Raw genomic sequence first — 13,526 nt, 5'->3', positions numbered from 1 at the left:
CCGACGTGGCGCCACTGATTGGAGACTTCGTGAAGCGATTCGTGCGAGCCCGGAGCTGGGGGCGGGCGCTGGCGGCCGGTCTGCTCCTGGCCGGCGTCCTGGTGGGCATCCGGATGCCGGTGGCACAGGCACTGGACAACGGGACGGCCCGGACCCCGCCGATGGGCTGGAACAGTTGGAACTCCTTCGGCTGCAACATCAACGAGGCGCTGATCCGGCAGACGGCCGACGCGCTGGTCAGCAGCGGTATGCGGGATCTGGGCTACCAGTACGTCGTGGTCGACGACTGCTGGTTCAACCCCAACCGGGACTCGGCGGGCAACCTCCAGGGTGACCCGACCCGGTTCCCCTCCGGGATGAAGGCGCTCGGCGACTACATCCACGCCCGGGGGCTGAAGTTCGGCATCTACCAGGTGCCGGTCGACAAGACCTGCGCCCAGTACTTCAACTCCTACCCCGGCGCCACCGGCAGCCAGGGCCACGAGGTGCAGGACGCCCGGCAGTTCGCCAACTGGGGCGTCGACTACCTCAAGTACGACTGGTGCTCGCCGAACGGCTCCATCGACCAGCAGGTCACCACGTTCGCCAAGATGCGCGACGCCCTGGCCGCCACCGGCCGGCCGATCGTCTACAGCATCAACCCCAACAGCATCCACGCCAAGACCGGCCCGCAGCGCAACTGGGGCGACGTGGCGAACATGTGGCGCACCACCGAGGACATCACCAACACCTGGAACAGCGGCCAGACCAACGGCTACCCGATGGGCATCCAGAACATCATCGACGTCAACGTGCCGCTGGCCCCGTACGCGAAGCCCGGCGCCTTCACCGACCCCGACATGATGGAGGTGGGCCGGGGCGGCATGACCGACACCGAGATGCGCAGCCACTTCGCGATGTGGGCGATCATGGCCTCGCCTCTGATCGCCGGCAACGACGTCCGGTCGATGAACTCCGCCACCCAGACCATCCTCAAGAACGCGAACCTGATCGCCATCAACCAGGACGCGTTGGCGTTGCAGGGCGCTCAGGTCTCCTTCGACGGCACCCGCCGGGTGCTGGCCAAGCGGCTCGCCAACGGTGACGTCGCGGTCGCCCTGTTCAACCAGGGTGGCTCGACGACGACGATCTCCACCACCGCCGCCGCCATCGGCAAGTCCGGCTCCTCCTTCACCCTGGTCGACGCCTGGACCAACGCGAGCACCACCAGCACCGGCACCATCTCCGCGAGTGTGCCGTCGCACGGCACGGTGGTGTACCGGGTCAGCGGCGGTGGCACCGCCCCGCCGCCGACGACGCCGCCGTCCACCGCGGGCGCGCTGGCCAGCGTCGCCTCCGGTCGGTGCCTCGACGTCCCGCAGAGCAGCACCGCCAACGGCACCCAACCGGTGATCTGGGACTGCAACGGGGCCGCCAACCAGCGCTGGACGGCCAACGGCCAGACCCTCCAGTCCCTCGGCAAGTGCCTGGACGCGCCGACCAACGCCACCGCCGGCACCAAGGCCCAGATCTGGGACTGCAACGGTGGGACCAACCAGCAGTGGACGTTCAACGCCAACGGCACGATCAGCAGCGTGCAGTCCGGCCTCTGCCTCGACGTGAACAACAACGGCACCGCCAACGGCACCACGGTGCTGCTCTGGTCGTGCACCGGGGCGGCCAACCAGCGCTGGACCCGCCGCTGACCGACCGGCCGTCGCCGTCCGCCCGCTGCCGGTCCGGGCACCGGGCGGGCGGACGTCGGTGAGTGGTCCCGGACCCGGACGGTGTGGTGCGGACGCCGTCCGGGTCCGGTCCGCGTCCGTCCGTCCGTCCGGCACGGCGGTGGCCGCCCCCGCGTCCAACCCGGCACGGTGGTGGCCGCATCCGCCCGTACCGCTGCGGCCGGGTGGTGACCGCAGGAACGCTCAGCCGGCCGTGCCGGTGGCGGTCAGCCCGTCCCCGGCGCGGTAACGGACCGCGATCGGATCGCTCAGCGCACCGACGAACTCCCCGTCGACGTGGTCGTGGAATCCGATGAGGGACCAGTCCCCGGCCGGCCCGGGGACCAGCCGGGGCGCGTAGAGGTGCGGGTGCGGGAACGGGCGGGCCGAGGCGATGTCCCACGGGCCGCGTACGTCGTGACCCTCCGCCACCCAGATCCGGTGGCCGTCGTGGCGGGTGCCGGCGGCGTCGGTGGAGAACAGCAGCAGGGGCTGCCCGTCGACGACGGCGACCTGGGGGACCTCCAGGTGCCCGAAGCCGGCCGGGATCGACAGCGGCGGTTGGACGGTCCAGTTCACCAGGTCCGGTGAGGTGGCGTGACCGACGACCCCGCGTGCCTCGGTCGGCCCGGTGTTGATCCGGGCGGTGACGAGCATGTGCCAGCCGGCGCCGTCCGGATCGGGGAACACCCACGGGTCGCGCCAGGCCTGCTCGTACCACAGCGTCCGGTCGAGCAGTTCGTACCAGGTGGGGTCCGCTTCGACGAGCGGCCCGTCGCCGTGCCGGTGCCAGGTCGTCAGGTCGTCGGAGACGGCCAGGCCGATCCGCTGGACCAGCCCGTCCTCGGCGCGGCCGACCCCGGTGTAGAACAGGTACCACCGCCCGTCCGGGCCGCGCACGGTGCAGCCCGTCCAGGTCGCGAGGTCGTCCCAGCTCGGCGCGTCGGCCGGGACGAGCGCGTCGGCGACCAGGTGCCAGGTGTGCAGGTCGGTCGAGACGGCGTGGCCGATCGTGGCGCGGCGGTGCCGGCGGTGCGGGTCGTGCAGGGCACGGGAGGCGCGCAGGAAGAACGCGTGCCACCGGTCGTTGTCGTCCCGGGCGTACCAGCTGTCCCACACCCAGTGGTCGGGTAGACGTAGCATGGCGGGGAAGCTAGCACTAAATCGGTTTAGCGACCAGTTCGGGTGGCGAGCGGCCGGTGGTGGGAGCGCTGCGGCGGGCACCTGCCCGGCGGTCGCGCCGGGGGTCCCGGCTAGCCGGCCGGGGTGGCCACGGACCGGCGGCGACGCAGCGGCATGGGGACGAGGGACGGTTCGGCGTCGCCGCCGTCGAGGAGGATCTCGACGGCCCGCCGCCCCATCTGCTCGTGCGGCAGCGCGGTGGTGGACAGGCCGGGGCGCAACCAGGCGGCGATCGGGTCGTCGTCGAACGAGACCACCGAGAGGTCGTCCGGGACGGTCAGCCCGGCCTCGGCGAGCGCCTGGTAGGCGCCGAACGCGAGCCGGTCGTTCATGCAGATGATCGCGGTCGGCCGGGTGGGCCGGCCCAGCAGCGTGCGCATGGCGGCGTAGCCGTGTTCGGGCAGCCACTCGGCGCAGAAGCACTCGGTCAGCAGCTCGACCCCGGCGGCACCGAGCGCCTGGTGCACGCCGCGCAGCCGGGCCCGGGCCGCCAGGGAGACCTCCTCGTCGTCCTCCTTGAGACGGTTGCGGCCGATCAGCGCGATCCGGTCGCGGTGGCCCTGGTCGAGCAGGGTGGTGGCGACGGTACGGCCGGCCCGCTCGTCGTCGGGGAGCACGCAGGGCAGGTCGTCCGGGCTGGTGGCGTTGAGCAGCACCACCGGGCCGCCGAGGATGGCCGCCGGGACGGTCAGCCGCCGGGTCGCCATCGCGGCGTAGATCACCCCGTCGACCTGCCGGTCGAGCATCGCCTCGATGGCGTACTGCTCGAAGGTGGCGTCGCCCTGCGTCTCGGTGATGAGCAGCACGTGGTCGCGCTCCCGGGCCGCGTCGAGCGCGCCGCGGATGAGGCCGCCGGCGAACCGGGTGGTGGCGACGATGTCGGAGACGAACGCGATGGTGGCGGTCTTGCGGGTACGCAGGCTCCGGGCCGCCAGGTTGGGCCGGTAGCCCAGCTCCTCGGCGGCGGCGAAGACGCGCTGGTGCGCCTCGGCCGACAGTCGGGTGCCCTCCCGGCCGTTGAGGACCATCGACGCGGCGGTCTTGGACAGCCCGGCCCGTCGCGCGACATCGGCCAGGGTTGCTCTGTTGCGGCCCATCAGTCCTCCGAATCGGCGGCGGCGTCGCGGCCGTCGCTCCCGCCCATCATGATGCGTGGTCCGGCCGGGCCCGGTGCCGGCGGTCACCCCGGGTGTGTGTCGGTGACCACCCGCGACGGCCGGTGGAGCGGGTGGCCGAGCGTGAACCGGTTGTTTCCGGACCGTTGCCAATTGGTCCTTGACAGCTCAGGTCGCCGCGCGCATGCTCTGCTAAATCAGTTTAGCGGCTACTTTTGACAGGTCGGGCGGCACCCTCGGTGACCCTCGGCGTGGTCATCGGTAACGACATCGCGTGCTGCGGCGGCATGCCGACGGCGACGTACTGTTGCGGCTGGTCACCCACCGTGACGACCCGCCGACCCGGCCCGTACCGCGGCCGGGGCACGCACGGAAGAGTCGAGGAGTCCTCAATTGGCAACACCACTGGCAAGGTTCTCCCGCCGGACGGCGCTCCTGGCCCCCGTGCTGGCGTTGGGGCTGGCCGCCACGGCGTGCAGCGCACCCGGTGCGGACGAGTCGCCGCGCGCCGGGTCCGACGCCGCCGTCAGCACCGAGCTGGGCAGCGACCCGATCACCCTGGAGATGTACGCCGAGACCGGCTTCCCGCTGGCCAAGGCGCTGGCCGACGAGTTCACCAAGCAGCACCCGAACGTCAAGTTCAACATCCGCGAGGACCAGTTCACGGTCATCGTGGAGAACGCGCCCCGGGTGATGGCCTCGGACAACTCGCCGGACATCATCCGGCTCCCCACCATGGTCGACCTGGTCAAGGACGACCTGCTCAAGAACCTCGACCCCTACTTCACCGCGTACGGCTGGGACAAGTTCCCCGCCTCCCAGCTGGTGCAGCTGCGGGTCGGCGAGGGAGGCACCACCCGGGGTACCGGCTCACTGTGGGGGATGGGCCTCGGCTACAGCGTCACCGGGGTGTTCTACAACAAGAAGCTCGCCGAGCAGGTCGGGATGACCCAGCCGCCGGCCACCATCGCCGAGTTCGAGCAGCTGCTGGCCAAGGCCAAGACCGCCGGCGTGCAGCCGATCATGCAGTTCAACAAGAACACCGCGGGCATCAACTTCCCGCACCAGGCGTTGCAGAACCAGTTCGGTGACCCGGCCCAGGTGGCCGACTGGATCTTCCAGAAGCCGGGCGCGACGTTCGACACCCCGGCCGCGCTGAAGGCCACCCAGACCATCCAGAAGTGGGCCCAGGCCGGCTACTTCCCGAAGGACGCCAACGCCCTGGACTACGCGAGCATGGTGGGCGAGTTCCAGAAGAACAACGGCCTGTTCATGTTCAACGGCGACTGGGAGTCGGCCAACCTCGACAAGACGATGCCCGGCAACGTGGGCTTCTTCCTGTTCCCGAGCGAGTCGGCCGGCGGCAAGCACGTGGCGATGTCCGCCCCGAACACCTTCGGCATCAGCGCCAAGGCCAAGAACCCCGACGCCGCCGCGTTCTTCCTGAACTGGGCGCACACCAACCCCACCGCCCGGGAGATCGCCGTCAAGATCGGCGGCTCCAGCCCGGGTGGTCCGAGCGACCTGGCCGTGCCGGCCGCCGCGCCGAACACCGTGCTGGCCGAGACGCTCAAGGCGTCGCAGCAGCTCGGTGAGGAGAACGGCGCGGTGGACTTCACCGCGAACGCCACAGGTGGCATCTTCGCCGCCGCGATCACCCCGGAGATGCAGAAGCTGATCGCCGGTCAGCAGACCCCCGAGGGGTACGTCAAGGCGGTCCAGGCCGAGTACGCGAAGGAACTCTCCCGATGACGTCTGCCTTCGGCAGCGCACCGGTCGGGCGGGGTGACCCGGTGTCCACACCGGCTCGTCCCACCCGTCCCTCCGCCGCGCGGGCCCCCCGGAAACGGTGGGCCCGCGCGGGCGGGACGGGCTGGCTCTTCGTCCTGCCCGCAGTCGTGATGTACGCCGCCTTCGTCCTTCGTCCACTCGTGCTGACCATCCAGTACTCGTTCTACAACTGGAACGGCATCGGGGTGGCCCGCTGGGCGGGACTGGACAACTACCTCACCGTGTTCACCGACAGCGACCTGCTGAAGATCATCGGCAACGCGCTCGTCCTGATCGTCTTCTTCAGCTTCGTCCCGGTCGCGCTCGGCCTGCTGGTGGCCAGCCTGGTCCGCCGCATCACCACCGGCGCGTTCGGCACCGTGGTGCGTACGGTGCTGTTCCTGCCCCAGGTCATCCCCCTGGTGGCGGCGGGTATCGCGTGGAGCTGGCTGCTGTCGTCCAACGGCCTGATCAACCAGCTGCTGCGCGCGGTCGGCCTGGGCGGGGTGGCCCGCGCCTGGCTCGGTGACTTCGACACCGCGCTGCCCGCCGTCGGCGTCATCGGCGCCTGGGTGCTGCTCGGCCTCTGCACGATCCTGCTGGTGACCGGGATGAGCAAGATCGATCCCGCGTTGTACGAGGCGGCCCGCCTCGACGGCGCCGGCCCGATCCGGGAGTTCTTCGCCGTCACCCTGCCCAGCCTGCGCCAGGAGATCGGGGTCTGCCTGACGGTGACCATCATCGCCGCCCTGGCCAGCTTCGACATCGTCTACATCTCGACCAGTGGCGGTCCCGGCCTGCAGACCACCGTGCCGGGCCTGGAGATCTACCGGCTGGCCTTCTCGCAGCGCCAGGTCGGCCTCGCCTCCGCGCTGGCCGTCGTGCTGATGCTGCTGGTGCTGCTCTGCGTGCTGCCGATCCAGCGACTGACCCGGGGGGACAAGTCATGAACCTGAGCCGGCGCGAGAACCTGACCGGCCGGATCTTCCTGCTCGTCCTGGTCGTGGTCACCCTGCTGCCGTTCGTCAGCATGCTCTCCGCGGCGTTGCAGCCCCGGGGCACCGTGCCCAGCGGCCTGGCCTGGCCGTCGGACCCGCAGTGGGGCAACTTCGCCGACGCGTTCACGGTGGCGAACATGGGTGCGCTGCTGCGTTCCAGCCTGCTCATCGTGGCCGGCGTCGTGCCGGTCTCGGTGCTGATCGCCACCATGGCCGGTTTCGGGCTGGGACAGCTGCGGGTCCCCGGTGGCCGGATCGTGTTCGGTCTGCTGCTGCTCGGGCTGACCCTGCCGTTCGAGGCGGTGGTCACCCCGCTCTACTACCAGATGCAGGACCTCGGTCTGCTCAACACCCGGTGGGCGATCATCCTGCCGTTGATCGGGCTCTACATGCCGTTCGCGGTCTTCTGGATGCGGGCGCACTTCAGCAACGTGCCGGTCGAGTTGTCCGAGGCGGCCCGGGTCGACGGCAGCAGCACCTGGCAGCTGTTCTGGCGGGTCCAGGTGCCACTGGCCAAGCCGGCCATCGCGTCGCTGACCATCCTGATGTTCCTCTGGACGTGGAACCAGTTCCTGCTGGCCATCGTCCTGGTCGACGACCCGGCCAAGCGGACGATGGCGGGTGCGCTCGGGGCGTTCCAGGGACAGTGGGGCACCGACCTGGTGCTGCTGTGCGCCGGCTCGCTGCTGATCCTCACCCCGACCCTGATCGTCTTCCTGATCTTCCAGCGTCAGTTCATCAAGGCCCTGATCCAGGGCTCACTGAAGGGATAGCAGTGGCCACGCAGCCGCAGATCCACGGCCACGCCGACGAACGCTACGGGCGGGTGGCTGACGTCTTCCGCGCCAACTTCACCGACCGGGGGGAGGTCGGCGCGGCGGTCACCGTCTACGTCGGCGGTCGCCAGGTCGTCGACCTGTACGGCGGGACCGCCGACCCCCGTACCGGCCGGCCCTGGACGGCGCACACCCCGGTCGTCGTCTACTCCTGCACCAAGGGCATCCTGGCGGTCTGCGCCTACCTGCTGGTGCAGCAGGGCCGACTCGACCTCGACGCGCCGGTCACCCGCTACTGGCCCGAGTTCGGCCAGCACGGCAAGGCCGACATCCCGGTGCGCTGGCTGCTCACCCACCAGTCCGGCCTGCCCGCGCTCGACCGCCCGTTGACCCTCGACGAGGTGCTCGCCTGGGACCCGGTGATCACGGCGATCGAGGCCCAGGCCCCGCTGTGGCAGCCGGGCACGGCGCACAGCTACCACCCGATGACCTACGGCTGGCTGATCGGCGAGGTGATCCACCGGATCACCGGTCAGCTGCCCGGCGTGTTCTTCCGGGACGCCCTGGCGGCACCGCTGGGCCTGCGGACCTGGCTCGGGCTGCCGGCGACCGAACGCGACACGGTCGCCTGGAACGTCGCCCCGCCGCCCGAGGCGGAGCCGTTCGTCGACCCGGTGGCCGACCGGGGGATCACCATGGGTGGCGCGTTCGCGTTCCCCGCCGACGACGCCGGCCTGGTCAGCTTCAACGACCCGGCCATCCAGGCCGCCGGCATCCCGGGCGCCGGCGCGGTGAGCACAGCCGACGGACTGGCCCGCCTCTACGCCGCGTGCGTGTCTCCGGTGGCGGGACCGCCCGTGCTCGACCCGGCGTCGATCGACGACGCGACGGTCGTCCGGTCCCGGGGCCAGCAGCGGCACGGCCCGCCGGACACCGGCCAACGCTGGGGCAGTGGCTTCCTGCTGCACTCGCCGCCGGCCCGGCCGTTGCTGTCCGAGCGCAGCTTCGGCCACGACGGTGCGGGCGGCAACCTCGGCTTCGGCGACGACGCCCACCAGGTCGGCTTCGGTTACGTGGTCAACCAGATGCAGGGCATGGGCGACGAACGCGCCAACCTGCTGACCGCCGCGCTGCGGTCCTGCCTGGACGACCGACCGGCCAGGTAGGACACCCCGCACAACTCGCACCCCGGACCCCGGACCCCGGACCCCGGACCCCGACACCCCGGACTCCTTTGCGCCCCGGGCACCCCGACGACCGGGGCACCCGGGGCGCACGGCTGTCCCGGTCGCGACGGCCCGGCCACCGCCCACCACACTCCGCCCGTCGCCCGTCGCCCGCCCCCGCACCCTCCACCCGTCGCCCGCCCCTACCACCCGTCGCCCACCGCCCGTCGCCCTCCGGTCACCACCCTCCGGAATCGCCCAACCACCCTCCGTCAACCGGTTCTCCGGGGATGCGTCGGTCGTGGTGGTGAGGGTGGCGCTGAATGCATTCAGCGGAGCGCCTGGCATTGATCGCCTGTCGTCGATGACGATCGCGTAACAGGTTGGAAACCCGGCGGGACGTCGGCGTCGGCGGGTCCGCCGTCCGGTCGCAGCCCGGGGGTGGTGGGCGGGCCGCCGTCGCCGTGCTCACCACGGAAACGAGTCCGCGTCGGCCCGGCGGGCGGGACGCCGATGGGCGGACAAGTCGGAGACGCCCGTTACGAGACCGTGACGTCCGGATTTCCGAGGGGGTGTTGACGGGGGCGATGTGAGCGCTAACACTACCCCGAAAGGTGACAGGTGGTCCCCGCAGTCGGCGGGAGTTCCGGAGAGGAGAAACCTGTGCGCAGGAAATTCCTGGTCGCGCTCGGCGGCGCGGCACTGGCGTTCAGCCTTGCCGCATGCAGCGGCGGGGGAGCGGGTAGCGGGGGCGACAGCAGCGACAAGAAGCCCGCCGATCTGACCATCGGCGTCTCCATGCCGACCCAGACCTCGGAGCGGTGGATCGCCGACGGCAAGGCGGTGAAGGAGAAGCTGGAGGCCAAGGGCTACAAGGTCGACCTCCAGTACGCCGGTGACGACATCCCGACCCAGTCCCAGCAGGTCGACCAGATGATCACGCAGGGCGCGGACGTCCTGATCATCGCGGCGATCGACGGCACCGCGCTCAGCGGCCAGCTGGACGCCGCCGCAGCGGCGAAGATCCCGGTCATCTCCTACGACCGGCTGCTGCTGGGCAACAAGAACGTCGACTTCTACGTCAGCTTCGACAACTACAAGGTCGGCGTCGCCCAGGCGACCGCCCTGCTGGTCGGCCTCGGCCTGCAGACCAAGGACGGTGGCAAGGGCACCGCCACCGGCCCGTTCAACGTCGAGCTGTTCGCCGGCTCGCTGGACGACAACAACACCCAGTACTTCTGGGGCGGGGCGATGGACACCCTCAAGCCGTTCATGGAGAACGGCACGCTGAAGGTCAAGTCCGGCCAGACCCGCATCGAGCAGGCGGCGATCCTGCGCTGGCAGCAGGAGACCGCCCAGAAGCGGATGGAGGACCTGCTGACCTCCGGCTACAACGACGGCACCGTGGTCAACGGGGTGCTGTCGCCGTACGACGGGATCTCCCGGGGCATCATCACCGCCCTGCAGAACGCCGGCTACGGCAAGGGCGCCAAGAAGCTCCCCGTGGTGACCGGTCAGGACGCCGAGATCGCCTCGGTCAAGCTGATCAACGACGGGGTGCAGAGCTCCACCGTCTTCAAGGACACCCGGCTGCTCGCCGAGCAGGCCGTCATCGCGGCGGAGGCGTTCCTGCAGGACAAGCAGCCGCAGGCGAACGACACCACGACCTACAACAACAAGATCAAGGTCGTCCCGGCGTACCTGCTGCCGATCGAGACCGTCTACAAGGACGACATCACCAAGGTGCTCGTCGACTCCGGTTACTGGTCGGCCGAAGAGGTCGCCGCCGGTCAGGCCAAGAAGTAAACCGGTCGTCGGGCGCGGCGGTGACCGACCGCCGCGCCCGGCGCATCGCAAGCCCGCCTCAGGCTTCGACGATCAGGACGCTGACCATGGACGACACCATCCTCGAGATGCGACGCATCACGAAGACCTTCCCCGGGGTGACCGCGCTGGCGGACGTCTCCCTCGCGGTGCGCCGGGGGGAGATCCACGCCATCTGCGGCGAGAACGGCGCCGGCAAGTCCACCCTGATGAAGGTGCTCTCCGGGGTGCACCCGACCGGGTCGTACGACGGCGAGATCGTGCTGGACGGCAAACCGATGAACTTCCGCGGCATCCGCGACAGCGAGTCCCACGGCGTCGTCATCATCCACCAGGAACTCGCCCTGGTGCCCTACCTCTCGATCGCCGAGAACATCTTCCTCGGCAACGAGCGGCGCGGTCCGGGCGGCCTGATCGACTGGAACCGGGCCAACGCCGAGGCCGCCGAACTGCTCGCCTCGGTGGGCCTGTACGAGAACCCGGTCACCCCGGTCATCCAGCTCGGCGTCGGCAAGCAGCAGCTGGTCGAGATCGCCAAGGCGCTGTCCAAGAAGGTCCGGCTGCTCATCCTGGACGAGCCGACCGCCGCGCTCAACGACATCGACTCGGCGCACCTGCTCGACCTGCTGCGCCGGCTGCGCGACCAGGGCATCACCAGCATCCTGATCTCGCACAAGCTCAACGAGGTCACCGCGATCGCCGACGCGACCACCGTCATCCGCGACGGACGCACCGTGGAGACCCTCTCCCTGGCCTCCGGGGAGGTCACCCAGGAGCGGATCATCCGCGGCATGGTCGGCCGGGACCTGGACAGCTTCTATCCCGACCGGGTCTCGTCGCCGGGGGAGGAGGTGCTGCGCATCGAGAACTGGAGCGTGCGGCACCCCACCCAGGACCGGCTCGTCGTCGACGACGCCAGCCTGGACGTCCGTGCCGGCGAGGTGGTCGGCATCGCCGGGCTGATGGGCGCCGGTCGTACCGAGTTGGCGATGAGCCTCTTCGGCCGGACGTACGGCCGGGACATCCGGGGTCGGCTGTTCGTGCGCGGCCGGGAGGTCCGGGCGCGCACCGTCGCGGAGGCCATCGAGCACGGCATCGCCTATGTCACCGAGGACCGCAAGCGCTTCGGCCTCAACCTCATCGACGACGTGCGGCACAACGTCTCCGCCGCCGCCCTGGGCCGGCTCGCCCGCCTCGGTTGGGTCAACGGCAACGAGGAGATCAAGGTCGCCGAGCAGAGCCGGCGGGACATGAACATCAAGACGACCAGCGTGATGGCCGTGGTGGGCAAGCTCTCCGGTGGCAACCAGCAGAAGGTCGTGCTGTCGAAGTGGCTGTTCACCAACCCGGACGTGCTGATCCTCGACGAGCCGACCCGGGGAATCGACGTCGGGGCGAAATTCGAGATCTACACGATCGTCAACCGGCTCGTCGCCGAGGGTAAGGCGGTGATCCTGATCTCCTCGGAGCTGCCGGAGCTGCTCGGCATGTGCGACCGCATCTACACCCTCGCCGCCGGCCGGATCACCGGCCAGGTGCCGGTGGCCGAGGCGACCCAGGAGAACCTCATGGATCTGATGACGAAGGACAAGGAGCGCGTGGGATGACCAGCGTCAAGACCTCATCGCCGCCGTCCCCGCCGCCGGCCGACAAGAGTCCGGGCGTCGCCCTGCACGCCGGCACCAGCGACCTGCGTGCGCTGGTCATGAATAACCTGCGGCAGAGCGGCATCTACGTCGCGCTCGTCGTCATCGTCGGGTTCTTCGCCGTGCTCACCGACGGGGTGTCGCTGAGCCCCGGCAACATCACCAACATCGTCCTGCAGTACTCCTACATCCTGGTGCTGGCGATCGGCATGGTGATCATCATCATCGGCGGGCACATCGACCTGTCGGTGGGCTCGGTGGTCGCCCTCACCGGGGCGGTCTCCGCCGTGCTGGTCATCCGGGAGGGCTTCCCGTGGTGGGTCGGCATCCTGGCCGCGGTGGCGGTGGGCGTCGCGGTCGGCGCGTGGCACGGCTTCTGGGTGGCGTACGCCGGCATCCCGGCCTTCATCGTGACGCTCGCCGGCATGCTGCTGTTCCGCGGCCTGACCCTGCGGGTGCTGGACAACATCTCGCTCTCCCCGTTCCCTGCCGACTACCAGCAGGTCGCGGCCGGCTTCCTCAACGGGCTGCTCGGCGGGGACGGCTTCGACGCCTTCACCCTGCTGATCGGCGCCGTCGCGGTGGCCGGGTACGCGGTGAGCGGCTTCCGGACCCGGGTGGCCCGGGTCCGCTACCAGCAGCCGGTGGAGTCGTTCCCGCTGTTCGTCGCCCGGGTGGTGCTGGTGGGCGCGGTCATCATGTACTTCGCCTGGCAGCTGGCGCACGCCCGGGGCCTGCCGATCGTGCTGATCATCCTGGCCGCGCTGGTGCTGGTCTACGGCCTGCTCACCCGGCGTACCGTCTTCGGTCGGCAGGTCTACGCGATCGGCGGCAACCTCTCGGCGGCGACCCTCTCCGGGGTCAAGGTGCGGACGGTCAACTTCTGGATGTTCGTCAACATGGGCTTCCTGGCGGCGGTGGCCGGGGTGATCTACTCCTCGCGCTCCAACGGCGCGCAGCCCGCCGCGGGCAACATGTTCGAGCTCGACGCGATCGCCGCCGCGTTCATCGGTGGCGCGGCGGTCACCGGTGGGGTCGGCACCGTGATGGGTGCCGTGGTCGGTGGTCTGATCATGGCGGTGATGAGCAACGGGATGCAGCTCATGGGCGTCGACCAGTCCATCCAGTCGGTGGTCAAGGGCCTGGTGCTGCTCGTCGCCGTGGCCTTCGACGTCTACAACAAGCGGCGTGCCGGCGCCTCCCGCTGACCGGTGACGCGGCACCCGCCCGCGTCGTACCCCTTCGCCCGGACGCCCCGGGCCGCGTCGGAACGGTCCGACGCGGCCCGGGGCGTCGGCATTTGCGTCCGTCGATCGTGTCAACGCTGTTTCAGCTTGACGAGCATC

At 70.3% G+C, this 13,526-nt stretch carries 10 protein-coding genes; 8 read left to right on the top strand and 2 right to left on the bottom strand.

Annotation, left to right across the window (positions count from 1 at the left end; genetic code table 11):
- The first annotated feature begins 113 nt into the window (after positions 1 to 113).
- Positions 114 to 1,685 carry a glycoside hydrolase family 27 protein gene (locus JQN83_RS09895; protein ID WP_208566849.1) on the top strand — a complete coding sequence of 524 codons (1,572 nt, stop codon included), beginning with the start codon at positions 114 to 116 and terminating at the stop codon, positions 1,683 to 1,685.
- Positions 1,686 to 1,907: 222 nt separating this feature from the next.
- Here JQN83_RS09895 and JQN83_RS09890 read toward each other — a convergent pair whose 3' ends face one another.
- Together JQN83_RS09890 and JQN83_RS09885 are read right to left on the bottom strand one after the other, a co-directional pair.
- Positions 1,908 to 2,927 carry a family 43 glycosylhydrolase gene (locus JQN83_RS09890; RefSeq protein WP_504739793.1) on the bottom strand — a complete coding sequence of 340 codons (1,020 nt, stop codon included), beginning with the start codon at positions 2,925 to 2,927 and terminating at the stop codon, positions 1,908 to 1,910.
- Between the two features lie 29 nt (positions 2,928 to 2,956).
- Positions 2,957 to 3,982 carry a LacI family DNA-binding transcriptional regulator gene (locus JQN83_RS09885; RefSeq protein WP_208566759.1) on the bottom strand — a complete coding sequence of 342 codons (1,026 nt, stop codon included), beginning with the start codon at positions 3,980 to 3,982 and terminating at the stop codon, positions 2,957 to 2,959.
- A 411-nt stretch (positions 3,983 to 4,393) separates the two neighbouring features.
- Here JQN83_RS09885 and JQN83_RS09880 point away from each other — a divergent pair, with 411 nt between their 5' ends.
- From JQN83_RS09880 to mmsB, 7 genes are all read left to right on the top strand, one after another.
- A complete protein-coding gene (locus JQN83_RS09880) occupies positions 4,394 to 5,752 on the top strand; it encodes an ABC transporter substrate-binding protein (RefSeq protein ID WP_208566758.1) in 1,359 nt (452 codons plus the stop codon).
- Positions 5,749 to 6,720: a carbohydrate ABC transporter permease gene (locus JQN83_RS09875; RefSeq protein WP_208566757.1), complete on the top strand. Its 972-nt coding sequence runs from the start codon at positions 5,749 to 5,751 to the stop codon at positions 6,718 to 6,720. The genes JQN83_RS09880 and JQN83_RS09875 overlap by 4 nt, the downstream gene beginning before the upstream one ends.
- On the top strand, positions 6,717 to 7,541 hold the full coding sequence (locus tag JQN83_RS09870; RefSeq protein WP_208566756.1) for a carbohydrate ABC transporter permease: 825 nt from the start codon (positions 6,717 to 6,719) through the stop codon (positions 7,539 to 7,541). Before JQN83_RS09875 ends, JQN83_RS09870 begins: the two co-directional genes overlap by 4 nt.
- Before the next feature lie 2 nt (positions 7,542 to 7,543).
- Positions 7,544 to 8,710 carry a serine hydrolase domain-containing protein gene (locus tag JQN83_RS09865; RefSeq protein WP_208566755.1) on the top strand — a complete coding sequence of 389 codons (1,167 nt, stop codon included), beginning with the start codon at positions 7,544 to 7,546 and terminating at the stop codon, positions 8,708 to 8,710.
- 663 nt (positions 8,711 to 9,373) lie between these two features.
- Complete coding sequence (gene chvE / locus JQN83_RS09860) at positions 9,374 to 10,516, top strand: multiple monosaccharide ABC transporter substrate-binding protein (protein WP_208566754.1); 1,143 nt, start codon at positions 9,374 to 9,376, stop codon at positions 10,514 to 10,516.
- A gap of 86 nt (positions 10,517 to 10,602) precedes the next feature.
- Positions 10,603 to 12,141, top strand: coding sequence for a multiple monosaccharide ABC transporter ATP-binding protein (gene mmsA, locus JQN83_RS09855; RefSeq protein WP_208566753.1), 1,539 nt, complete (start codon positions 10,603 to 10,605; stop codon positions 12,139 to 12,141).
- On the top strand, positions 12,138 to 13,388 hold the full coding sequence (gene mmsB, locus JQN83_RS09850; RefSeq protein ID WP_208566752.1) for a multiple monosaccharide ABC transporter permease: 1,251 nt from the start codon (positions 12,138 to 12,140) through the stop codon (positions 13,386 to 13,388). Before mmsA ends, mmsB begins: the two co-directional genes overlap by 4 nt.
- Positions 13,389 to 13,526: the final 138 nt, after the last annotated feature.

It is taken from the genome of Micromonospora antibiotica, assembly GCF_017599305.1.
GTDB classification, from domain to species: domain Bacteria; phylum Actinomycetota; class Actinomycetes; order Mycobacteriales; family Micromonosporaceae; genus Micromonospora; species Micromonospora antibiotica.
The sequence above is the reverse complement of the archived record's forward strand: the minus strand, read 5'-3'. Positions and strand labels throughout refer to the sequence as shown.